The sequence below is a fragment of the Acidovorax sp. GW458-11-26-14-TSB4 genome, assembly GCF_059423865.1.
Genome location: NZ_JBWKYR010000004.1, coordinates 300,125 through 323,026, shown reverse-complemented (window position 1 = coordinate 323,026; position 22,902 = coordinate 300,125). Strand labels below are relative to the sequence as shown.

Annotated in this window: 21 protein-coding genes, 2 tRNA genes and 2 pseudogenes; 17 read left to right on the top strand and 8 right to left on the bottom strand. The window is 66.3% G+C overall.

The genetic code is table 11. The features are described from left to right. Positions 1–5 precede the first annotated feature (5 nt). From AC07X5_RS12050 to ssb, 4 genes are read left to right on the top strand one after another with little or no spacing between them, the layout of a single operon-like run. Entirely contained in the window at positions 6–896 is an 891-nt protein-coding gene (locus AC07X5_RS12050; protein ID WP_494770337.1) for a recombination-associated protein RdgC, read from the top strand. Beyond that, entirely contained in the window at positions 893–1,564 is a 672-nt protein-coding gene (locus AC07X5_RS12045; protein ID WP_494770336.1) for a hypothetical protein, read from the top strand. The genes AC07X5_RS12050 and AC07X5_RS12045 overlap by 4 nt, the downstream gene beginning before the upstream one ends. A gap of 54 nt (positions 1,565–1,618) precedes the next feature. Further along, complete coding sequence (locus AC07X5_RS12040; protein WP_494770335.1) at positions 1,619–4,138, top strand: DNA methyltransferase; 2,520 nt, start codon at positions 1,619–1,621, stop codon at positions 4,136–4,138. 58 nt (positions 4,139–4,196) lie between these two features. Further along, on the top strand, positions 4,197–4,676 hold the full coding sequence (gene ssb / locus AC07X5_RS12035) for a single-stranded DNA-binding protein (protein WP_494770334.1): 480 nt from the start codon (positions 4,197–4,199) through the stop codon (positions 4,674–4,676). A gap of 10 nt (positions 4,677–4,686) precedes the next feature. On the opposite strand, the gene AC07X5_RS12030 is transcribed toward ssb, so the two are convergent. Beyond that, positions 4,687–5,253, bottom strand: a complete 567-nt coding sequence (locus AC07X5_RS12030) for a hypothetical protein (RefSeq protein ID WP_494770333.1) — start codon at positions 5,251–5,253, stop codon at positions 4,687–4,689. Between the two features lie 118 nt (positions 5,254–5,371). On the opposite strand from AC07X5_RS12030, the gene AC07X5_RS12025 reads away from it, so the two are divergent. The 7 genes from AC07X5_RS12025 to AC07X5_RS11995 all read left to right on the top strand — a co-directional run bounded on the left by AC07X5_RS12025 (position 5,372) and on the right by AC07X5_RS11995 (position 10,818). After that, the gene (locus AC07X5_RS12025) at positions 5,372–7,075 is read left to right on the top strand and encodes a DNA cytosine methyltransferase (RefSeq protein WP_494770332.1); all 1,704 of its coding nucleotides are present in this window, start codon (positions 5,372–5,374) and stop codon (positions 7,073–7,075) included. After that, positions 7,072–7,545: a hypothetical protein gene (locus AC07X5_RS12020; RefSeq protein WP_494770331.1), complete on the top strand. Its 474-nt coding sequence runs from the start codon at positions 7,072–7,074 to the stop codon at positions 7,543–7,545. The genes AC07X5_RS12025 and AC07X5_RS12020 overlap by 4 nt, the downstream gene beginning before the upstream one ends. After that, a complete protein-coding gene (locus AC07X5_RS12015) occupies positions 7,538–7,804 on the top strand; it encodes a hypothetical protein (protein WP_494770330.1) in 267 nt (88 codons plus the stop codon). Before AC07X5_RS12020 ends, AC07X5_RS12015 begins: the two co-directional genes overlap by 8 nt. 208 nt (positions 7,805–8,012) lie before the next feature. Then, positions 8,013–9,017, top strand: a complete 1,005-nt coding sequence (locus tag AC07X5_RS12010; RefSeq protein ID WP_494770329.1) for a hypothetical protein — start codon at positions 8,013–8,015, stop codon at positions 9,015–9,017. Continuing rightward, entirely contained in the window at positions 9,014–9,499 is a 486-nt protein-coding gene (locus tag AC07X5_RS12005; RefSeq protein ID WP_494770328.1) for a hypothetical protein, read from the top strand. Before AC07X5_RS12010 ends, AC07X5_RS12005 begins: the two co-directional genes overlap by 4 nt. A 75-nt stretch (positions 9,500–9,574) precedes the next feature. Continuing rightward, positions 9,575–9,793, top strand: coding sequence for a DUF4224 domain-containing protein (locus AC07X5_RS12000; RefSeq protein ID WP_494770327.1), 219 nt, complete (start codon positions 9,575–9,577; stop codon positions 9,791–9,793). Then, entirely contained in the window at positions 9,790–10,818 is a 1,029-nt protein-coding gene (locus AC07X5_RS11995; RefSeq protein ID WP_494770326.1) for a site-specific integrase, read from the top strand. The genes AC07X5_RS12000 and AC07X5_RS11995 overlap by 4 nt, the downstream gene beginning before the upstream one ends. Positions 10,819–10,906: 88 nt before the next feature. Here the strand turns inward: AC07X5_RS11995 and AC07X5_RS11990 are convergent. From AC07X5_RS11990 to uvrC, 6 genes are all read right to left on the bottom strand, one after another. Next, positions 10,907–10,982: transfer RNA gene (locus AC07X5_RS11990), tRNA-His, on the bottom strand. A 51-nt stretch (positions 10,983–11,033) separates the two neighbouring features. Next, a complete protein-coding gene (locus AC07X5_RS11985) occupies positions 11,034–12,962 on the bottom strand; it encodes a SurA N-terminal domain-containing protein (protein ID WP_494770325.1) in 1,929 nt (642 codons plus the stop codon). Positions 12,963–13,034: 72 nt separating this feature from the next. Continuing rightward, a tRNA-Val gene (locus tag AC07X5_RS11980) sits at positions 13,035–13,110 on the bottom strand. A 27-nt stretch (positions 13,111–13,137) separates the two neighbouring features. Further along, complete coding sequence (locus tag AC07X5_RS11975; protein WP_007858657.1) at positions 13,138–13,410, bottom strand: HU family DNA-binding protein; 273 nt, start codon at positions 13,408–13,410, stop codon at positions 13,138–13,140. Positions 13,411–13,801: 391 nt separating this feature from the next. After that, a complete protein-coding gene (gene pgsA / locus AC07X5_RS11970; RefSeq protein ID WP_494770324.1) occupies positions 13,802–14,368 on the bottom strand; it encodes a CDP-diacylglycerol--glycerol-3-phosphate 3-phosphatidyltransferase in 567 nt (188 codons plus the stop codon). A 126-nt stretch (positions 14,369–14,494) separates the two neighbouring features. After that, positions 14,495–16,528 (bottom strand): excinuclease ABC subunit UvrC, encoded by a 2,034-nt coding sequence (gene uvrC / locus AC07X5_RS11965; protein ID WP_494770323.1) that lies wholly within the window; start codon positions 16,526–16,528, stop codon positions 14,495–14,497. Positions 16,529–16,668: 140 nt separating this feature from the next. On the opposite strand from uvrC, the gene AC07X5_RS11960 reads away from it, so the two are divergent. Then, complete coding sequence (locus AC07X5_RS11960) at positions 16,669–17,490, top strand: NADPH-dependent oxidoreductase (RefSeq protein WP_494770322.1); 822 nt, start codon at positions 16,669–16,671, stop codon at positions 17,488–17,490. Between the two features lie 5 nt (positions 17,491–17,495). Here AC07X5_RS11960 and AC07X5_RS11955 read toward each other — a convergent pair whose 3' ends face one another. Further along, complete coding sequence (locus tag AC07X5_RS11955) at positions 17,496–18,461, bottom strand: LysR family transcriptional regulator (RefSeq protein ID WP_494770321.1); 966 nt, start codon at positions 18,459–18,461, stop codon at positions 17,496–17,498. A gap of 122 nt (positions 18,462–18,583) precedes the next feature. On the opposite strand from AC07X5_RS11955, the pseudogene wrbA (AC07X5_RS11950) reads away from it, so the two are divergent. The 5 genes and pseudogenes from wrbA (AC07X5_RS11950) to AC07X5_RS11930 all read left to right on the top strand — a co-directional run. Further along, a pseudogene (gene wrbA, locus AC07X5_RS11950) lies at positions 18,584–18,895 on the top strand (NAD(P)H:quinone oxidoreductase); the annotation flags it as partial. Between the two features lie 273 nt (positions 18,896–19,168). Continuing rightward, positions 19,169–19,477 (top strand): annotated as a pseudogene (wrbA, locus tag AC07X5_RS11945) (NAD(P)H:quinone oxidoreductase); the annotation flags it as partial. Continuing rightward, complete coding sequence (locus AC07X5_RS11940; protein WP_494770320.1) at positions 19,477–20,661, top strand: MFS transporter; 1,185 nt, start codon at positions 19,477–19,479, stop codon at positions 20,659–20,661. The pseudogene wrbA (AC07X5_RS11945) and the gene AC07X5_RS11940, both read left to right, overlap by 1 nt. Before the next feature lie 171 nt (positions 20,662–20,832). Next, positions 20,833–21,825 (top strand): hypothetical protein, encoded by a 993-nt coding sequence (locus AC07X5_RS11935; protein ID WP_494770319.1) that lies wholly within the window; start codon positions 20,833–20,835, stop codon positions 21,823–21,825. After that, positions 21,822–22,805 (top strand): hypothetical protein, encoded by a 984-nt coding sequence (locus AC07X5_RS11930; RefSeq protein WP_494770318.1) that lies wholly within the window; start codon positions 21,822–21,824, stop codon positions 22,803–22,805. The genes AC07X5_RS11935 and AC07X5_RS11930 overlap by 4 nt, the downstream gene beginning before the upstream one ends. Positions 22,806–22,902: the final 97 nt, after the last annotated feature.

Here is a 22,902-nt window from a genome sequence, read left to right as displayed (position 1 = left end):
CCGCCATGTTCAAAAACGCGATCATCTATCGCATTGCCCCTGGCTGGCAGATCGACCTGCAGCAGGTCGAGGACACCCTCGCCAAGGCCCCTTTCATGGAGTGCGGCGCCACGCAGGAGAAATCCCTGGGCTGGGTGCCGCCGCGCGGCGAGGAGCACGGCGCCCTGGCCGAGTCCGTGGCCGGCCAGTGGATCCTGCGCTTCAAGGTCGAGTCCAAGACCATCCCCGCCCAGGTTCTGTCGCGCCGCGTGCAGGAGAAGGCCGAGCGCATCGAAAAGGAAACGGGCCGCAAGCCGGGGAAGAAGGAAAGCCGCGACCTCAAGGAAGAGGCCCGGCTGGACCTGCTGCCCATGGCCTTCACCAAGCAGAGCGCCATGTGGGTCTGGATCGACCGCGAGGCGCGCACCATCCTGCTGGACACGAGCAGCCAGGGCCGGGCCGACGAGGTGGTGTCCCTGCTGGTGGAATCCCTGCCAGGCCTGCAGGTGTCGCTGCTCTACCCCCAGACCAGCCCGCAGGCGGCCATGGCGCACTGGCTCAGCACGCAGGAGCCGCCCGTGGGCTTCACGGTGGACCGAGAGTGCGAGCTGAAGGGCACCGACGAGGCGAAGGCCACGGTGCGCTACGGCCGCCACCCGCTGGACATCGAAGAGGTGCAGGCCCACGTGGCCGCCGGCAAGCTGCCCACACGCCTGGCCATGACCTGGGATGACCGCGTGTCGTTCCAGCTTACCGAGGGGCTGCAGTTGCGCAAGGTGTCCTTTCTGGACGTGGTGTTCGAGGGCGCCAAGGCCGATGACGGCGGGTTCGATACCGACGTGGCCATCGCCACGGGCGAGCTGGCCAAGCTGATCCCCGACCTGATCGAGGCTCTGGGTGGGGAGCAAGCGCCGTGAGGGATACGCCGCTGCTCATGACCGCGCCCATGGTGCGCGCCACGCTGGCCGGCCTGAAGACGAACACCCGCCGGGTGGTGAAGCCGCAGCCGGAGGTCGACAAGCATGGCCACCTTGGCGGCGAGTGGCTGTCGCGCCCCCTGGGCGGCCTTGCGCTGCCCGAGCTGCAAGACATCACGATCCACTGCCCCTACGGCGGGCCCGGCGACCGCATCTGGATCCGCGAAACCTTCTTCGCCTGGGGCTACTGGGCGCGGAAGGACAGCGGCTCCTGGGAATTCGTGGACCTGACCCTGGAAACCGAGCGTACGTACCGCTACGCCGCCGAGGAGGAGATCACCACCATCAAGCGCGAGGCCGACACCGTGCGCTGGTGGCGGCGGCCGGCGATCTTCATGCCGCGGGCGGCCAGCCGGATCACGCTGGCTATCCAGGGCGTGCGCGTGGAGCGCCTGCAGGTCATCAGCGAGGCCGACGCCATGGCAGAGGGCATCGAGCGCTACAGCGGGCCCATGCGGTGGGTGCGCTACCTCGATGCGATCACTGGCAAGGCCGAACACAGCACCGCCCGGGACGCCTTTTTTGCGCTCTGGGCCGCCATCTATGGCGAGGCCTCCCTGGAAGCCGATCCCTACGTCTGGGCCATCGCGTTCGAGCGGTTGCCCTGACCACCCCACGCCCCATCACCAGCCCGCCGCGTGCGGGCTTTTTTTCGTCCACCCATGACCCAATCCTACGAAGACTTCCTGCGCAGCAAGATCAAGCTGGCCAGCGCCACCGGGTTCGACGTCCCGCTGGAGCAGATCAACCAGGACCTGAAGCCGCACACCCGCGCCATCGTGCGCTGGATGGCAGCCGGCGGCAACCGTGCGTGCTTCGCCAGCTTCGGCCTGCACAAGACCGCCACCCAGATCGAGCTGCTGCGCCTGGTAGGCCTGCACCGGCCAGGCCTTCGCCTGCAGGTCCTGCCCTATGGTGTGCGGCAGGAGTTCTTCCGCGAGGTCGAGCAGCGCTTTCTGGGTGACAACGCGGTGCAGTTGCGCTTCGTCCAGAAGGACAGCGAGATCGACGACGAACGCACGATCTACCTGACCAACTACGAGAGCGTGCGCGAGGGCAAGCTGACGCCATCGCTGTTCCGGGCCACCGCGCTGGACGAAGCCTCGATCCTGAGGTCCTACGGCAGCAAGACCTACCAAGAGTTCCTGCCCGCCTTCGCCCCCGTCGAGTTCAAATGGGTGGCCACGGCCACGCCCGACCCCAACCGCTTCAAGGAGCTGATCCACTACGCCGGCTACCTGGGCATCATGGACACGGGTCAGGCGCTCACGCGCTTCTTTCAGCGCGACTCGGAGAAGGCTGGCAACCTCACGCTGTATCCGCACAAGGAGCAGGAATTCTGGCTTTGGGTGGCCAGCTGGGCGGTGTTCATCACGAAGCCCAGCGACCTTGGCTTCGACGACACCGGCTACGACCTGCCCGCGCTCGACGTGCGCTGGCACGAGGTGCCCAGCGACTATGCCGCCGCCGGCACCGAGAAGAGCGGCCAGGGCCTGCTGGTGCCCGACGTGGCCATGAGCCTGTCCGCCGCGGCGGCCGAGAAGCGGAACAGCTTGCCGGCCCGCGTGGCCATGGTGAAAGAGCTGGTGGACGCGGATCCGGCTGACCACTTCGTCATCTGGCACGACCTGGAAGACGAGCGCCACGCTCTCCAGGCCGCCATTCCCGAGGCCGCGAGCGTGTACGGCACGCAGGAGATGACCGAGCGCGAGGACACCATCATGGCCTTCAGCGATGGGGAGCACAGGATCCTGTCCACCAAGCCCATCATCGCCGGCAGCGGTTGCAACTTCCAGCGCCACTGCCACCGCGAGATCTTCGCGGGGGTCGGGCACAAGTTCAACGACTTCATTCAGGCGGTTCATAGGACACATCGCTTTGGCCAGACGCATCCCGTGCGCATCGACATCGTGCACACCGAGGCAGAGCGCGAGATCGTCGCCAGCCTGAAGGCGAAGTGGGCTCGGCACGACGAACAGCAGGAGCGCATGGCGCAGCTGGTGCGAACGTTTGGACTCGATGCGCTTGCCATGCACGACACGCTGGCGCGCACCATGGGCATCGAGCGCCGGGTGGTAAAGGGCGCGCGTTTCGAGGTGGCCAACAACGACTGTGTGCTGGAGGCGCGCCTGCAGCCGTCGAACTCGAAGGGCATGTTCCTCACCAGCGTGCCCTTCGCAAACCACTACGAATACACGCCCAGCTACAACGATTTCGGCCACACCGAGAACAACGGCCATTTCTGGCACCAGATGGATTTCCTCACGCCGGAGATCTACCGCATGCTCAAGCCCGGGCGCATCGCAGCCATCCACGTTAAGGACCGAGTGCTGTTTCAGAGCGTCACGGGCTTCGGGGCACCGTCCATGGACTACTTTCACGAAGAGGCCTCGTTTCACTTCCGGAAGCACGGCTTCATCAAGATGGGCATGATCACAATCACCACCGACGTCGTGCGCGAGAACAACCAGACCTACCGCCTGGGCTACAGCGAGATGCTGAAGGACGGCACGAAGATGGGGGTGGGTTGCTCCGAGTACCTGCTGGTGTTCCGCAAGCCCCAGACCGACCTCTCGCGCGGCTATGCCGACGAGCCGGTGCGCAAGGATGCCGACGAGTACAGCCTGGCACGCTGGCAGGTCGATGCGCATGACTACTGGCGCTCCAGCGGCAACCGCCTGCTGACGGTCGAGGAGATGGCGGCCATGGGCCCAGCGAAGCTGGCCAAGTTCTTCACCGAAGACAGCCTGCGCCGCATCTACGACTACGAGCGGCATGTGGCCATTGGTGAGGGCCTGGGCGCGCGCGATGCGTTACCGAAGAAGTTCATGTGCTTGGCGCCAGGCAGCCCCGATCCCACGGTTTGGACCGACGTGCTGCGCCTGGACACCCTCAACGGGGAGCAGGCCAGCCGCGCGGTCGAAAAGCACGTTTGCCCTTTTCAGATCGATATCGTGGACCGCGCCATCACCCGCTGGAGCAGTCCCGGCGATGAGATCTGGGATGCATTCCACGGCCTGGGCACGGTGGGCGTGCGGGCACTGAAGCTGGGGCGCCGCGCAGGTGGTGCCGAGCTCAACCCCGGCTACTTCGCCGACCAGGTGCACTACCTGCAGCTGGCCGAGCGCGAAGCCACCATGCCCACGCTGTTCGACTTCCTTGACGAACCCCTGGCCGCCTGACAGCGGCCCATCACCACCAACACCTGCCGCGCGAGGCGGCGGGTACCTGAAAGTTCACATGGCATCAGTCAACAAGGTAATCATCGTGGGCAACCTGGGCCGCGACCCGGAAATGCGCACCTTCCCCAACGGCGACCAGGTGGCCACCGTCAACGTGGCCACGACCGACAAATGGAAGGACAAGCAGAGCGGAGAGATGAAAGAGGCCACCGAGTGGCACAAGATCGTCTTCAACGGCCGCCTGGCCGAGATCGCCGGTCAGTACCTGCGCAAGGGCTCCCAGGTCTACGTGGAAGGCAGCCTGCGCACGCGGAAGTGGACCGACCAGAGCGGCGTGGAGAAGTACTCCACCGAGATCCGTGCCGACAGCATGCAGATGCTGGGCGGGCCGCGCGAAGATGGCGGCCAGCAGGGGTATGCCCCGGCGCCGGCCCCGCGTCAGCAGCAGCGTCAGGCCGCGCCGCCTGCGCGATCACCAGCACCGCCGCCGCGGGCGTCATCGGGCTTTGACGACATGGACGACGACATTCCGTTTTAGGTCGGGGTGATTATGGCTCTGGCCATAGTCTCGCTAAAACCCCGTCGCATCCTTCAGTTAAGGCCTTGAACGTTTCTGCTCGCATGCCTTTTGGCGCATCTAGAGCATTCTCAGCAATATGTGCCATCTGCTGCAGCCACATTAACTCCATGGTCACCCTTGGATCTTGAATTTCTAGAATCGGAAAATTAAGAACAGGACTTGCGCCTGATTTATACATTTTCTTAAAATTCGGAATAGTCCCATCAGCCATATCCGTATCAATTCTTTCCGCCATATAGTCGCATGTTCTGCGCAGGCCGAGCAACGACGCCTTCAATACTTCCATTCGGTGACTCGCCGTATGCTCTTGTCGTCTAGTTTCAGCAGCAATTTGCATCCGCTGTTGGCGATTGGCGATATGCGCTGCCCCTAATATTGCCGCAATGGAACCGAAGGCTTGAACCCAACTTGCAATATTAGATGAATTCTCGCCAGCCCATTCCAAGCTACTGCATAGCCTGGAAATATGGCCAAAACGGCAAGCAAAATAGAAACTGTGCACCAGACCATTACAAGCCAGTCTTTCCAGCCCCATCCGTAAAACCTTTCCATCGCGCCCTCCATGTAGTTGTGGCAGATGGTATCCCCTCACCCAGCCCGCACCAAGCGGGCTTTTTCATTTCTGGGCACCGACCCAACCTTTCGGAGAACGCATGCAGACACCCCAATTCATCCTGGGCCTGGACGAAGAAGAGATCGTGGACGAGTTCGCTTGCGGCGGCGGCATGTCCGAAGCCATCGAGCAGGCCGTGGGCCGGCACGTGGATATCGCAGTCAACCATGACGACGACGCCTGCAGCATGCACGAGGCGAATCACCCGCAGACCAGGCACTATTGCAAGGACGCGAAGGAGGTGTGCCCGCGCAAGGTGACACGCGGCCGCGGCGTGGGTCTGCTGCACCTGTCCCCTGACTGCACGCACCACAGCCAGGCCCGTGGCGGCCAGCCCCGCTCGAAGGTGCTGCGCGCACTCGCCTGGCGCGCGTGCCGGTGGGGCGGCACGAAGCGGCCGCGCATCATCACCCTGGAGAACGTCAAGCAGATCCTGCAGTGGGGGCCGCTGATCGCGAAGCGCTGCCAGAAGACCGGCCGCGTGGTGAAGCTGGACGGCACGGTGGCCGAGCCCGGCGAACGCGTGCCCGTGCGGCTGCAGCACCTCGTGCCCGACCCTAAGCGCATGGGCCGCACCTGGCGCGCCTTCGTGCGAATGCTGGAGCGCCAGGGCTACGAGGTGCAGTGGCGTGTGCTGTGCGCCGCCGACTACGGCGCGCCAACGACCCGCAGCCGCCTGTTCATGGTGGCACGCTGCGATGGCGCTCCCATCGTCTGGCCCGAGCCCACGCACTTCAAAAACCCCGCCCGCGGGCAGAAGAAGTGGCGCGCCGCGCACGAGTGCATCGACTGGAGCATCCCCGGCCGCAGCATCTTCGAGCGCGAGAAGCCGCTGGCCGACGCCACTCTGCGCCGCGTGGCCCACGGCCTGAAGCGCTTCGTGCTGGACAGCGCAGATCCGTTCATTGTGCAGATCGCCAACTGGTCCCGCGATGGCATGGCCAGCACCAACCAGCCGCTATCGACCATCACGGCCAATCCCAAGGGCGGATCGCACGCAGTTGTATCGCCGCTGGTGGTCCGCGCGGGCGTGGGCTCTCTGGTACAGGTCAGCTATGGCGAGCGCGAGGGCCAGGCGCCACGCGCTTTGGACGTCACCCAGCCCCTGGGCACGGTGGTTGCAGGCGGGATCAAGCATGCCGCCGTGACCGCCTTCGTGGAGCAGGCCAACGGCGGCTTCAACGAAACGCCCGGCCGCGACGCGCGCGCCCCGATGTCCACCAGCACGGCCAGCGGCTCGCAGCAGCGGGTGGTCACGGCCCACCTTTCCACCCTGCGCCGCAACTGCGTTGGCCAGGACCTGCGCGACCAGGTGCCCACCATCACCGCAGGCGCAGAGCACCACGCCCTGGTGCAGTACCACCTGTCGCCAGAGGCCGAAGAAGGCGCCCTGCGCTGCGCGGCATTCCTGGTGCGCTACTACGGCACCGGCGGGCAGCTCGGCGACCTGACCGCGCCCATGGCCACCAGCACCACGAAGGACCGGCTGGCGCTGGTCACCGTGTGGCTGCGCGGCGAGCCCTACGTGATCGTGGACATCCAGCTGCGCATGCTGACGCCGCGGGAGCTCTACAACGCCAACGGCTTTCCGCCCACCTACATCATCGACCGCGGCCACGACGGGCGCGTCTTCTCCAAATCCACCCAGGTGCGCATGTGCGGCAACGCCGTGCCACCACCGCTGGGCCGGGCCGTGATCAAGGCCAACTGGAACAGCCGGCCAGCAATGAGGAAAGCAGCATGAAGATGGCCAAACCCACCGAGCGCGACATCGACGCCGCCAGCGAGCTGCTGCAGGTACTGGACACGATCGACAAGCACCACCGCTGGGGTGGGCCCCAATTCGCCGATGGCCCCCGGGACCTGTTCAAAGCGCTGGGCAATGACGAGTTCGACGAGGACGATCCCGAGCACCTGCAGGCCCTGTACAACCACCTGGCCAAGCTGCTGCGCCGCTCTTCGAACTTTCATGGCCGCGTGATCGGCGGCATGTGCTACGTGATCTGCTGGGACCACAACCGGATCCTGGATCCTGGCCAGGATGTTCTGGACCTGCACCCTGACCTGCGCGCCGGGCTGGACCTGCTGGCCCAGCAGCGCGCGGACTTCCTCCCCCGGCTGGAGCGCGAGGCGCGCGCGGCCGTGGCCAGCGCTATCGAAGCGGCGGCCACGCGGCACCTGCGCGAGATGGCGGAGGTGCATGCCCATGGCTGATATCGAACTCCTGGCCGACGCCAATGCCTTCGAGGCGGAGATCCGGGCCATGCCGGACAGCCTGCTGCAGGCCCAGACCCTGGTGCAGCAGGGATCGATCCACGCGATCAGCTTCCTGCTCGCCAACGGCTGCGACGAAGAGACAGCGACCGCCATGCTCGCATCGCTTCGCGAGAACGCAGCGCAGATCCGCGCTGAGTCGCTGCGGCGGGGCATGGCCGACCTGTTCGAGGCCGACCAGGTCACTGGCTTCCACTGACCATGACAGCCCCGGCCAGCCCCTGGCCAGCAGCCCGCCAGGCCTACCACGACCACCACGCCACCTGCCCGCATTGCCGGGCCGCTGGCGCTGCCCCATCCACCCAGCAGCGCTGCCCTGAGGGGCTGGCGCTGTGGGATCAATACAACCAGGCCGGCGACCCGCCCCAATTCCTTTGGGCAGGCCGGCCGCAACGATTTAAGAAGCCATGACCAACCTCGAACAGGCCGCTGGTGCGGCGCCCACCCTGCCAGCCGCCGTCATTGAGTTGCTGAACCACATCGAAGACGTGGTGAGCGATGAAGACTGGCAGCGCATCAACGCCAACAAATGGAACGCAGTCACGACGGCCCTTGCCAGCCATGGCACCGATAGCGGGGCGAAACCGGCCGGCCTGTACGTCGCCAGTCGAGCCAGCATCCCCGAGCGCCCCAGCATGTGGTGTGAGCTGCGCGACAGCAAGGGCTGGCCCATCATCAGCACCTGGATCGACGAAGCCGGCCCGGGCGAAACCGACAACATGGGCGATTTGTGGGTGCGCATCGCTCGCGAGGTCGCCAGCGCGCGCGGCCTGATCCTCTACGCCGAGCCAGGGGACTTCCCGCTGAAGGGCGCGCACACGGAGGTGGGCATGGCCCTGGCGCTGGCGAAGCGCGTGGGCGTGTGCATGCCAGGTGTCGACCTGGACGAGGCCTGGCGCCCGCTGGGATCGTGGGCCGCGCATCCGCTGGTGTGCATCTGCCCGACCATCGTGTCTGCGCGCGAGTGGGTCGAGTCGCAACTGACGACTGCGCTCGCCCATGCGCGTGCGGGGCTGGAGTGGTACCGCGACATGCATCCCGAGCACACGGACGCGTCTGACGATGAAGCGGACGAGATGTTTGACAAGGCGGCAGAGGCCGCCAGCGCCTGGCTCGCTGGCCGGCCAGTACCTGAGGCGGCGATCAGCAGCTACACCCTGCCCATCACCAACGGCCGCTTCTCCAAGCAACTGAAGGTGGAACGCTCGCTCCGAACCGATGGCAGCTACAGCTGGGCCGTGCGGAGCGAGGACGGCGACTGCCTGACCCAGCAGGGCGCGTGGGAGTGGGAGCCGCAACCCAGCTCGCGAGACGAAGCGTTCCTGGCGCGCTGCCGGTTCGCCACCGACACTCTGGCCCTGGCCGCCGCCCGCGCCGCAATTCAAGCCATCCACGAAGGAGCACCCACATGACCGCCGACCTCGTTGGCTTGGCCAAGGGCCTGGCCATGCTTGATGCCCCCGAGCACCGCGAGCGCCAGCGCCGCTGGAACGTGGGGCACGCGGCCGGCCTCGCCGGCGAGCCCAAGCCCGGCGACGGCGACGAGCGTGCCTACCTCTCCGCCTGTGTGGAGCGCCAGGCGCGCGCCGGCGAAGTCATCGGCGTGATCTGCCGCGGCTGCCGGTGCCGGAAGTGCGGGGAGCAGAACTACGAATGGCGCCTGGGCTGCAGGTGCTGGACAGCCGACGATATCTGCGGCGAAGGCCCCGGCATGGAATACGGTGCGCTGGTATGGCCACAGAGCGCGAGCCAGGACGAGCCAATGCGATTCATGAGCCGCGACGACATGCTAGCTGCGAAGGCCGCCGGCATGCCCATCGTGCATCACCACACCGGGGCGCCCGTGGACCTCGGCGAAGAGCAGCAGGAGGCAACCCATGGCCAGCCGACGTAGCCGCATGCGCCGCGACAAGCGCGCACCGATCCCCGATTTTTACGAACTGCCCCAGGGCAGAACGGAGCCCACACCATGAGCGAAATCCTTGAAGACGAAGAAATCGACCGCCTCACCCATCCCATCACCCAGCACGCGGCGCAGAAGCGCCACCTGTCCAAGCTGCTGGGGCTGCCGCTCAAGGCGCGCCCCGATGGCATGCCCATCGTCACCCGTGCCATGCTGGCGCGGCTCGAAGAATCGAAACAACACGACGCCGGCGGCGATGCCGGCCTGAACTGGGGAACAGGATGACACGACCACGCGACCGAGCATCGACCGAGGGCCTTCTGCCGTTGATGGAAGCCAGGCCACGCAAGAACGGCTTCACCTACCGCTACCACCCCATCGGAGGCAAACCGATTAATCTGGGCCACGACAAGATTGCTGCCATCCGCAAGGTGCTGGACCTCAACGGCAAGGCCTCGGACAAAGGCACGGTGGGCCGGCTCTGGCGCCTGTACCAGGAGACCAAGGCCTTCAAGGACCTGACGCAGGGCACCCAGGGCGACTACACCCGGTACTGGGACAGCGCCCTCGCCCCCGTGTTCAAGAACGGCATCGTGTCCGCCATCAAGCCCTCCGACATCGCGCGCTACCTGCGCGTGCACCGCGCCGAGGCATCGGTTGTGGCCAACAGGGAGGTGTCGCTGCTGTCAAACCTGTTCAACCTGGCGGTGGAGCGCGGCGAGATCGACCGCAACCCCTGCAAGGAGGTGCGGCGCAACAAGGAGACGCCACGATCCCGCCTGGTCGAGAAGGAAGAATTCGAGCCGTTCGTGGCCTGGGCGCTACAACAGGGGCCCAGCGCCGTGGTGCTGGTCAGCATGGCGCAGTTCGCCGCGCTCGGGGGCAACCGCCGGGTGGAGTTCCGCGAGCTCCACTGGCCGCAGGTCGACGACGAGATAGTGCGGCTGGTGCGCGCCAAGCAGCACGGCAAGACGCGGCGCGAACTGGTCGAGATCGGAGACGCCATGCGGGAGGTGCTGGCCCGCATGCGGGCCCTGCCCGGGTACAACCCCCTGGGGGCGGTGTTCCGGGCTCCGCGGACGGGCAACCCGTACACAGATTCAGGCTTCAAGTCGATGTGGGGACGGCTGATGGACGACGCGATTGCCGCCGGCGTGGTCGGTGAGCGCTTCACCTTCCACGATTTGCGCGCCCATTACGCCACGTACTACAAGCTGAAATTCCAGGCCCTGCCCGACATGCATGCTGATCCGGGCACGACCGCGAAGGTCTACGAACGCAGCCGCGTGGCACGCCGGAAATCGCTTTGATTTCCCAATTTGGGAAATTCGGGCTATATGCGCATCCAGTGCGCTACAAAAAAAATAGCGCCTGACCGAAGTCAGGCGCTATGTATTCTGGGGTGGCTGATGGGGCTCGAACCCACGACAACAGGAATCACAATCCTGGACTCTACCAACTGAGCTACAGCCACCGTTTGAGAATCAAATTATAACCCGGGTTTTCGCCCCCGGATTCAAATTCTTCAATTTTCTGTTGGGACGAGGCTGGACTCCGAGGGCCGGGTCACCTTCATCTCGACCTTGAAGCGCTCCTTGAGCATCTCGTAGTAGGCCACGCCTTCGGCCGTGCTCCACCACTGCGTGAGCTGCATGCGCTCCTGCTGGGCGCGCTGCGGCTCGGGCTTGTCGCGCGGCACGATGCGGTTGATCTTGACCACGGCATAGCCCTGGCCGGCGCCCAGGTCCACGCCGGTGAAGGCGGGCAGCTTGTCGGCGTTGGCGCGCAAGGCGGCATCGATCAGGGGGCGTGGATAGTTCATGGGCGCGTCGCGCGCAATCGTGGCGGCGGCGGTCAGGCCCGCGTTGCTGTCGGGCTTGGCGGTGTACTCGGCCAGCTTGGCCTCGCCCTCCTTGCGTGCCAGCTCGGCGGCCTTCTCGGCCACGTACAGCGTGCGCACCGCGTCGCGCACCTTCTCAAGCGGCAGGGTCTCGGCCGGGGTGTACGAGGTGATGCGGCCCGATGCCATCTGGCTCGTGCCCACTTCCACGGCTTCGGTATTGCGCTTGTTCTGCACCGAGTCGCTGGAGAACAGGGCCTCCAGGAACTTGGCGTTGGCCAGCGGGCCGGCGGCGCCTGGCACGGGCGTGCGGGTCACGCCGTTGGCGGTCTGCACCTTGAGCTTGAGTTTCTCGGCCACAGGGGCCAGGCTGTCGGCCTGCTCGTACACGCCGTTGGCGAACGACTCGGCGACTTCGGCATACTTGCGCTGCGCCTGCTGGGCCTTGAGGTCCTTCTCGATGCTGGGGCGCAGTTCCTCGAACGGCGGCACGCGCGAGGGCTTGATGTCGGTGACCTGGATGATGTGGTAGCCGAAGTCGGTTTCCACCACATCGCTGATCTCGCCCTTCTTGAGGCTGAACGCCGCATCCTCGAACGGCTTGACCATGTCGTTGCGGCCAAAGAAGTTCAGATCGCCGCCTTGCGCGGCCGAGCCGTCCTGCGAGTTCTTCTTGGCCACATCGGCAAACGTGGCCGGCGCCTTGCGCACCTGCTCCAGCAGTTCGGTGGCGCGCGCCTTGGCCTTTTCGCGCTCGGCCGCGGGCATGTCCTTGCCGGCCTTGATCAGGATATGGCTGGCGCGGCGCTCTTCCTTGGAACCCAGGGTCGCCGCGTTTTCCTTGTAGTAGGTGCGCAGGTCGTCTTCGTTCAGCGTGATGCTGTCGCGCACGGTGTCCAGGCTCAGCACCAGGTACTCGACGTTGGCCGACTCGTGCTGCTTGAACTGCGCAGGGTGGGCCTTGTAGTAGGCCTCCAGGTCAGCATCGGTGGGCGTGACCTTGGATGCGAAGTCGGCCGCGTTGAAGCGTGCCACCTGGATCTCGCGGCGCTGGTAGAGCGGGTCGAGCGACTGCGCGACCTGGGTGTCGGTCACAAAGGCCGAACCGACCACGCCGCCCAGGATCTGGTTGACCGACAGGGTGTTGCGCACGCGGGCCTCGTAGCCGGCGGGCGTGAGGCCCTGGGTGGCCACCATCGCACGGTAGCCTTCCATGTCCATGCTGCCGTCGGGGCGCTTGAGCGCGGCGAACTCGGAGCTTTCCGCCAGCGTGCGCGCCAGGCGGGCATCGCTGGTCACCATGTGCATCTTCTGCGCGGCGGCGGCCAGCACGCGTTCGCGCACCATGCGCTCGAGCGTGGCGTAGCGGGCGGCGGGGGAGTCGAGCAGCTTGGCATCCATGGTGGGCTGCTGCGCGCGGATGCGGTCGCTCTCTGCGCGGTGCGCGTTGTCCCATTCCGTCTGCGTGATCTTGTTGCCATCCACACGGGCAACCACGGCGCTCTTTTCAGAGAAGTAGTTGCTGTCGATGCCCACCAGCACAAACGAGGGAATGACCAGCAAGAACAACAAGAGCATCATGATCTTGGAGTGCTTGCGGATGGATTCAAACATGATCAGACTTTCAAATGGCAAAAAACAAAAAGGCGAACTTGCGTTCGCCTTTGTTGTTGTGTTCGGTGATGGTGGTGGGTCCTGACGGTCTCGAACCGCCGACCTACTCCGTGTAAAGGAGCCGCTCTACCAACTGAGCTAAGGACCCCGCCTCAACAATCAACCGACTATTGTATTAGTTCAAGGCGTCTTTCAGAGCCTTGCCTGGACGAAACTTCGGCACTTTAGCAGCTTTGATCTTGATCGTATCGCCCGTACGGGGATTACGGCCGGTACGGGCAGCGCGCTTGCCCACGGCAAAGGTGCCAAAACCGACGAGCGAAACGGTACCACCCTTTTTCAGGGTCTTCTTGACGGCCTCGATCGTGGATTCCAGGGCACGCGCTGCAGCGGCCTTGGAGATGTCGGCGTTGTTAGCGATGTGCTCGATCAGTTCGGTTTTGTTCACAAGAAGCCTCTCGGGAAAAGCGTTGATGAATGAAGGGTGTCTTGGGTATCTGGTCTTCACACGTCAGAAGGCACAGCCATGGGGGGGCTGGGTATCTGCAGACGGGGGAATGACTGGCGTACACAGCAGGGGCTGCTGCATCAGATTAAAGCCATCGACTTTCAAGGTGTCAATACAACACGCCGTATTGCAACAGCGTTGGGCTGAATTCTAGTCGTATTTCACGCCCTGGCCGGGCTTGCGGCGCGCTTTTGTCTCAAACGCGCCGTATGCGCGGGATTCCCGATTGACAGCCGCAGCCCCTGTGGTCAGGGCCCAATCTGCGCCCCAAAAAGGGGCGTGCAGCACACGCACAGCCATGCCGGTTTGCGATTTCGGATAGACGGAAAACTCACTTCACACGCGCACGGATTTCGGGCAAAGCTTTTTGCAGGTAGTACACCATGGACCACACAGTAAGCACGGCCGAGGCCCAGATCAGCCAGGTGCCCCATACGCCCGTGTCGATCACGCCGAGGATGCGCCCGTCGTACAGCAGGAAGGGGATGGCGACCATCTGCACCGTGGTCTTGACCTTGCCGATCATGTGCACGGCCACGCTCTTGCTCGCGCCGATCTGCGCCATCCATTCGCGCAGGGCCGAGATCGCGATCTCGCGCCCGATGATGATCAGCGCCACGAACACATCGGCGCGCTGCAGGTGCACCAGCACCAGCAGCGATGCGCACACCAGGAACTTGTCGGCCACCGGGTCCAGGAAGGCGCCGAAGGACGAGGTCTGGTTGAGCTTGCGCGCCAGGTAGCCGTCGAGCCAGTCGGTGGCCGCGAACACCACGAACATCACCGTGGCGATCAGGTTGCGCATGGCCGGGTCGATGGGCGCATAGAACACCCCCACGATCAAAGGTATCGCGACGATGCGCGTCCAGGTCATCAGGGTGGGGATAGTCCAGAACATATGGGCGCGATTGTGCACCACTGCTGGATAGCCTTCAGGCCCGAACCAACGCTCCACCAGAATCGCGCACCACGCTGGCGCGGATCACCTGCGGTGGCAGCAGGCAGGCGCCGAGGAGACCCGTCCCTATCGCAGGGCTTTATAGATCTCTTGCGCCAACTCATGCGAGATGCCGTCCACCGTCGCCAGGTCTTCCACGCTCGCGCTGGCCACGCCGCGAACGCCGCCAAAGCGCTGCAACAGGCGCGCGCGCTTCTTGGGCCCCACGCCGGGGATCTCTTCGAGCTGGCCGCCGCCCACGCGCACCTTGGCGCGCGCAGCGCGCATGCCGGTGATGGCGAAGCGGTGGGCCTCGTCGCGGATCTGGGCCACCAGCATCAGCGCGGCCGAGTCCTTGCCCAGGTAGACCTTTTCGCGGCCATCGGCGAACACCAGCTCTTCGAGCCCCACCTTGCGGCCCTCGCCCTTTTCCACACCCACGATGCGCGTGAGGTCCAGGCCCAGCGCGGTGAACACCTCGCGCGCCACGCCCACCTGGCCCTTGCCGCCGTCGATCAGCACCAAGTCCGGCAGGCGCGCCACGCCCTTGGGCTTGACGGCGCCCTCGGCGTTGTCGGTACCGGGCGGCGGCGCGGCCGCAAAGTCGATGCCGCCGGCCTCGCGCGCGGCCTCCACCACCTTGCTGTAGCGGCGCGTCAGCACCTGGCGCATGGCGGCATAGTCGTCGCCGCCGGTGATGCCCTCGATCTTGTAGCGCCGGTATTCGCTGCTCTGCATCTTGTGGTGGTGGAACACCACGCACGATGCCTGGGTCGACTCCCCCGCCGTGTGCGAGATGTCGAAGCACTCGATGGTCAGCTGGTCCAGATCCTCAGGTGGCAGATCCAGCGCTTCGGCCAACGCGCGCGTGCGCGCCTGCTGCGAACCCTCTTCCGCCAGCAGCCGGGCCAGCTGCAGGTCGGCATTCTTCTGCGCCATGTCCAGCCAGGCGCGGCGCTGCTCGCGCGGCTGGTGGATGGCATTCACGCGCGTGCCGGCCTGCTCGCCCAGGGCTTCCATCAGCGCCTTGTCCACCGGCTCGCTGCACACCAGCACCGGCGGCACGGGCACGCCGATGTAGTGCTGGGCGATGAAGGCTTCGAGCACCAGCGCCTCCACACGGCGCGCGGGCAGCGCGGCGACGGTGGGCGTGGCATCACCCTCCCCCTCTGCTTCCTCTTCATGGATGGCGGCAGCGTCTTCCACATGCACCGGGAAGTAGGGCCGGTCGCCCAGGTGGCGCCCGCCGCGCACCATGGCCAGGTTCACGCAGGCGCGGCCGCCCTGCACGCGCACGGCCAGAATGTCCACGTCCTTGTCGTCCGCGGTCTCGATGGACTGCTGGTGCAGCACGCGCGACAGCGCCTGCATCTGGTTGCGCACATCGGCCGCCTGCTCGAACTCGAGCTTGTCCGAGTGCGCCATCATGCGCACCTCCATGGATTTGAGCACCTCCTGCGTCTCGCCGCGCAGCAGCGCCTCGGCGTGCTGCACGTCCGAGGCATAGGCCTCGGGCGAGACCAGGTCCACGCAAGGCCCCGAGCAGCGCTTGATCTGGAACAGCAGGCACGGCCGCGTGCGGTTGGCGAACACCGTGTCCTCGCAGGTGCGCAGGCGGAACACCTTTTGCAGCAGCTGGATCGACTCCTTCACCGCCCAGGCGCTCGGGTACGGGCCGAAGTAGCGGTGCTTCTTGTCCACCGAGCCACGGTAGTAGGCCATGCGCGGAAACACCTGCGAGGGCGAGCCCTGCCCCACCGCCGTTCCAGGCGCACCGGTGATCTTGAGGTAGGGGTAGCTCTTGTCGTCGCGGAACAGGATGTTGAACTTGGGGTTCAGCGTCTTGATCAGGTTGTTTTCCAGCAGCAGCGCCTCGGCCTCGGAGCGCACCACCGTGGTCTCCATGCGCACGATCTTGCTGACCATGTGGCCGATGCGCGTGCCGCCATGGTTCTTGGTGAAGTAGCTCGACACCCGGCGCTTGAGGTGCCGCGCCTTGCCCACATAGAGCAGCGCGTCCTGCGCATCGAAATAGCGGTACACGCCCGGCAGCGGCGGCAGCGCGGCCACCTGGGCCAGCAATTCTTCGGAATGGACTCGTCGTTCTTCGTCTTCGGACATGGGGGCTATTGTCGGGGCAATGCATGGGCCTTGCCTGGCGGCGCCCATCGCCGTCGCCCGGCGCATAGCCATATGCGGTTTTCATGCTTGGCCGCCGGCCGGGCGGTGCTACCTTGGCCGCCAATCCACTAGCACGCCCCATGACCTACACCCCTACCTATCTACAGGCCCGCTACGGCGCCCAGGCCGCCACCTGGCCCGTGCCCCGCCACCCGGTGGTCGAGCACATCCTCTCGCACCGCTCGGTGCGCAACTTTTTGCCCGACGCGCTGCCACCCGATACGGTGCAGACGCTGGTGGCGGCAGCCCAGTCCGCGCCCAGCTCATCGAACCTGCAGACCTGGAGCGTGGTCGCCGTGCACAGCCAGGACAGCCGCAACCGCCTGGCCGAACTGGCCGGCAACCAGGCACACATCAAGATAGCTCCCTTGATCCTGGTCTGGCTGGCCGACCTATCACGCATCGCCCGCATCGCGCAGTACAAGGACCAGCCCGCCGACGGCCTGCCCTACCTGGACACGTACCTGATGGCTGTGATCGACGCCGCCCTGGCCGCGCAGAACGCGGTCGTCGCCGCCGAGGCCCTGGGCCTGGGCACCGTCTACATCGGCGCCCTGCGCAACCAGCCCGAGGCGGTGGCCCAGGTGGTGGGCACGCCCACTGGCGTGTTCCCCGTGTTCGGCCTGGTGGTGGGCCACCCGGACCCCGCAAGGCCCGCCGCCATCAAGCCGCGCCTGCCCCAGGCCAGCGTGCTGCACCACGAGCGCTACACCGCCCCCGCCAGCCTGGCCGACGAGATCGGCGACTACGACGCCCAGCTGCGCGACTTCCAGGCCAGCGAAGGCCTGCCCGAAGTGGACTGGAGCGATTTGGTACTGCAGCGCCTGGCCAATGCCGATTCGCTCAAGGGGCGGCACCGGCTGGTGGAGGCGCTGCAGGGGGCGGGGTTTCCGCTGCGGTGAACGGCTCAGCCGGCCTTGCGCCGCGGCTTGCCAGCCGGTCCCGTGTCAGGCCCGCGCGATGAGGTTGTCGCCAACCGGTGCAGCACCTCCCGCAACGCCAGCGCCGCCACACCCAGGGCCCGGTCCGTGCGCCAGGCCAGGTAGGTCTGCATCTGCGCCACGCCCTGCGGGCCCAGCGCAATGGCGGGCAAAGGCAGCAGTTGCCCCTCTGCCAGCTCGCGCTCCACGGCCCACTGCGGCAGGCGGCCCCAGCCCACGCCGGCGAGGATCAGGGCGCGTTTGGCGTCCTGCGTGCCCACGCGCAGGGTCTGGGGCGACAGCACGCCGAAGTCGCGCCCTTCGGACAGGTCGCTCGGGTCCTGCAGCACGATCTGCAGGTGGTCGGCCAGGTCCGCACCTGCCAGGGTGGGCTTGCCGCTGCGGCGCCGGGCCAGCGGGTGGGCGCGCGCGGCCACGGCCACGATGGGCACGGCCTGCAGCGCCTCGGCCTCGATGCGCGGGTCGCGAAAATCCTCGCCCGCCATGATGGCCAGGTCGCAGGCCTCGTCACGCAGCGCCTGCAGCGTGCCACCCAGCGGCGCGGTGGCCAGGCGCAGCCGCACCGACGGCAGGGCAGCGCGCAGTTCGCCCAGCGCGGCAGCCGCCAGGGGCAGCGGGTAGAGCGTGTCCACCATCAGCGCCAGCTCGGTCTCCACGCCCTCGCCCAGGCCGCGGGCCCGCGCGCGCAGAAAGTCCACCTTGAGCAGCACGGCGCGCGCATCTTCCAGCAGCGCGGCACCGGCCGGCGTGAGCGTGGGCCGATGCCCGCTGCGGTCGAACACGGTCACGCCCAGTTGGTACTCGAGGTTGGCGATGGCATGGCTCACGGCCGACTGGGCGCGCAGCAGGCGTGCAGCCCCCGCGCGAAAGCTGCCGGCCTCGGCCACGGTGACGAACATGCGGATCTGGTCCAGAGTGAGGGCGTCGAGCATGGAGGGCCTTGTTGATCTGCTTTATTGATCAATATGGCCTGAATTTTATGGCTTCCGCAGATCAACCTATGTGCCGATACTTGGCTCCATCCCGACCCCAGAAGAAAGACGTTGGCGCCACCATGACCCAGGTTCTCGTTCTCTACTATTCGTCCTACGGCCACATCGCATCCATGGCCGCCGCCGTGGCCGAGGGCGTGCGCAGCCTGGGCAGCGGCGTCGATGCAGTCGTCAAGCGCGTGCCCGAACTGGTGCCCGAGCAGGTCGCGGCCAAGGCCGGTTACCAGACCACCTCGGATGTGCCCGTGGCCTCGGTGGCGGAGTTGGCCGAGTACGACGCCATCGTGATCGGCACCCCCACCCGCTTCGGAAATATGGCCGCGCAGATGAAAAATTTCCTCGACCAGGCCGGCGGCCTGTGGGCGCGCGATGCGTCAGTCCAGGGAAACAGGGAAATAGCGCCCCCCGTGAGTGCCACACAGGCCGCATGCAAGGCGCCAACCGCAGCCAGGTTGGACACCTGGCGAGGATTGGCAACGCCGCATGCGGCCTGTGTGGCACTCACCCGAAGGGCGGGGGCGAGAAGGGACGCAGTCGGGCGTTGCGCACCTTGTCCAGGCGGCCAGCCTGGACTGCGGCGCGCGCCTACGCCTGCGCCCCTTCCCGCCCCGGCGGGGGGTGCTATTTCCCTGTTTCCCTGGACCCATGGCAAAGTGGGCAGCGTGTTCACATCCACCGGCAGCAAGCATGGCGGGCAGGAGTCGACCATCCTCTCCACGCACACCGTGTTGCTGCACCTGGGCATGGTGATCGTGGGCCTGCCCTACAGCTTCAAGGGCCAGTTGCGCATGGACGAGGTTACCGGCGGCTCGCCCTATGGCGCCAGCACCCTGGCCGACGATGGCCACGGTGGCGACCGCCAGCCCAGCGCCAACGAGCTCGAAGCCGCCCGCTACCAGGGCATGCATGTGGCGCGCATCGCCAGGGCGCTCGGGTTTGCGCAAGGGGTGGCGTGATGCAGGGGAGTGCACCACCACCCGCCCTGCCCTGCACCGACTGGCGCGCCGTCGCCGTGGTGGTGGCCGCCGGCGTGGCCGCATCCTTCCACCTGGGCAAGGTGGCCATTGCCGGCCCCCAGTTGCAGGCCGGCCTGGGGCTCAGCCTGTCCATGCTGGGCGCCCTGGGCGGCACCTTCGCCATGCTGGGTGCCGTCGGCGGCGTGCTCGCGGGGTCGGTGGTGGCACGCGCAGGCGCGCGCCGCATGCTCGTGCTGGGCCTGGCGGCCACGGTGCTGGGCGCCCTGCTCGCCGTGCTGTCCGCCAGCTATGCGGTGCTGCTCGCCTCGCGCGTGGTCGAGGGGCTGGGCTTTGTGCTCATCACCGTGGCCGGGCCCACCGTGCTCGCGCGCCAGGTGCAGGCTACTGACCGCAGCCGTGCCATGGCGCTGTGGAGCTGCTTCATGCCCACCGGTATCGCGCTGGCCATGCTCACCGGGCCGTGGTTCGGCGGCTGGCACAGCCTGTGGGCCGCGGCGGCGCTGGGCTCGGGCGCCATTGCGGTACTGGTGCTGTGGACCGTGCCCCGCGCCGCGGACACGCATGGCGCGGCAGCCGGGCCGCGAGCACGCATTGCCGAGGTGGGGCGCGGCCCCGCGCTGGCCTTGGCCACCACCTTCCTGCTCTACAGCCTGATGTTCTTCGCACTGTTCAGCTTTCTGCCCGTGCTGCTGCAGCAGCGCCTGCAGGTGGAGGCCAGCACGGTGGGCCTGCTCGCGGCGCTGGCCAGCGCGGCCAACATCGTGGGCAACCTGGCCGCCGGTGCCCTGCTGCCGCGCCTGGGCCGCACGGTGCTGGGCACGGCCGCCGCGGCTGCAATGGGGCTGTGCGCCCTGGGCATCTTCGTGCCGGTGCTGCCCCCGTGGGCCGCCTTTGTGCTGTGCCTGGTGTTCTCGGCCATGGGTGGGCTGGTGCCGTCCAGCCTGCTGTCGTCGGTGCCGCAGGTGACAGCCACGCCCGCCCATGCTGCGCTGGCCGTGGGCCTGCTCATGCAGGGCAGCAACCTGGGCCAGGCGCTCGGGCCGCTGCTGGTGGGCAGAGTCGTGGACCGCCATGGCTGGCCGGCCGCAGCGGTGTGCGTGGCGCTTGCGGCACTGGCGATGGGGGTCACGGTCAGGTGGCGCGCAGCGGCCGGGCGCCCTTAGCAATATTCCCGGCAGGACCAGCGCCCGCCAAAGCGAAGGGCGCATTTCGGCGGACCAGGCAACCGGTGTAAATTCGCTCCCGTTGTCCCCAAATCAGGAGCACGCGTGAGAAATTCCGGCACACAACTGGCAGCCAGGCTGGCGCTGGCCCTGCCGTTGCTGTGTGGGCCCATGCTGCCCGCCCACGCGGGCGAAATGGCAGAACGCAAAGAGATTGCGGAGCTGTTCACCAAGAGCTTTGCCGCCAGCGACTTCAGCACGCTGGACACCTGGTACAGCAAGGCCCGGCGGGACAATTCACGCCTGCCGTCGGGGGACTTTCGGGCGGATCGGCTTGTGCAGTCGATCGCGTTTGGCGAGCCACCCGCCATGCGCCCCTGCACGGAGTTTCGCTGCTCTCGCGTCAATGATGACTACTGGCTTGCCCAGCAGCAAAAAGCCAGGGTGTGGCTGGGCCAGCAGCCCCAGTCCACACTTGCCGCACTGACGCTTGCCAAGGCCTATGACGCCCAGGCCTGGGAGTACCGGGGCGCCGGTTTCGCCAACAACGTCCGAGAGGAGGACATGCTCAAGTTCCGGGACCTGGCGAACCAGGCGGTGCAGATCCTGTTCACGCATGCGGAGCACGGGCGCAAGGACCCCAATTGGTGGAGCCAGTTGCTGACCTATTCGCGGTATACCCCGATGGGCCAGAAAAATCTGGCCAAACTCGCACACGACGCCCTGGCCGCGTTCCCCGGGAATCCGGGCATCTACGCCAGCCTTGCAGACAGCCTCACGCCCCAGTGGGGAGGCAGTTACGAAGCCATTGCCGGCCTGGCTGCACATGCCGTTGAAAACACCGAGGCCGAAGAAGGCCAGAGCATGTACGCACGCATCTATGGGTCAGCGTATGGACTGCTCTCCAAACGGGGCACGGCCGTCTTTGCCCGCCCGGATGTGAACTGGCCCCGCATTCGGGCGGGCTTTGACGACCTGGTGCAGCGCTACCCCGACAGCACCAACCTCAACACTTACGCCCGCCTGGCCTGCATCAGCGCTCTGGACAAAAAGACCACCGGGCAGCTGCTCCAGCGCATTGCCCAGGAGGTCGAGCCCCAGGTGTGGCAGAGCAGGTCGGAATTCATGCGCTGTCAAAACTGGTCGCGCGAGGCAAGCCCATGAAGCTGCTCCGATCCCTGGTCTTTGCTGCAGCACTTTGCGTGGGTGGCGCCTGCGCTGCCAAGCCAACCCTGCTGGACTATCTTGATCTCTACAAGCTACTGGAGGACAAGGAGTTCTCCCAACTGGACGCCCGTTATGCGATTGCCACCGGCACGCAGACCGATGCATCGGGCGTTTCGGGCAGCGACCTGTTTTTCCTGGGCATGCAAGCGGGCATCGGGCGCCGGGACGATGTCGCCCGGGCTGCGGCAGCACTCAAGCTCGCCAGGCAATGGGTGGCCTCAGCGCCTCGCAGCGTGCCGGCAGCGATTGTCATGGGCCGAATCATCGTCCGCGACGCCCCCCGAATCGCCGACTGGACGGAACAGGGGCGGCTGATCGCTGAAGCACTGAAGGCGCTTGAAGCCGTCAAGGAAAGCAATGCCCAGAAAGACCCGGCGTGGACATCCACCTACGCCAGGCTGATATCCCTGGATGGCGCGACACCGTCACAGGTGATCGAGCTGACCAGGAACCACCTGGCCGGCATGTCGGAGCCTGGAGAATGGTTCTTTGAAGAAATCGTCGGTGCACTGGAACTCAAGAGCACCGAAGCCCTCCCCGAATTGCGCGAACTGGCCACGCTCGCCGTGCACAGGTCCGACAAGGCCAGGGGCACCTCCATGCTTGCAGTGATCTACACCAGCGCATTCGATGCACTCCCCGCACTGCGGAGCAATCCCTTCAAGGCGGGGATGCCCGATTGGCAGACGATGGACCGGGCCTATACAGATCTGAACAAGCTCCGCCCGGATCGGGTCATCCAGATCCATCAGGCCGCTCTGGCCTGCAAGGCCCAGGACAAGAACCGCACCGCCGAACTCCTGGACCTGTTGCCTGCCCCCAGCTCCATGGACCAACTCACCTGGGCCCCCTGGGGCGGGGACGTCTTTCGCAGCCGCTGCGAGGACTGGGTACGTGGCGACAGTATGCCCGCCTGAAGCCTGCCTTCCCTGCGCCAAAGCACGGTGCTGGCAAAGCAGGCAACACCCTGGCGAAGGCACCCGTTCTCTGCCCGGCCCCCCGCTCAGCCCCTGG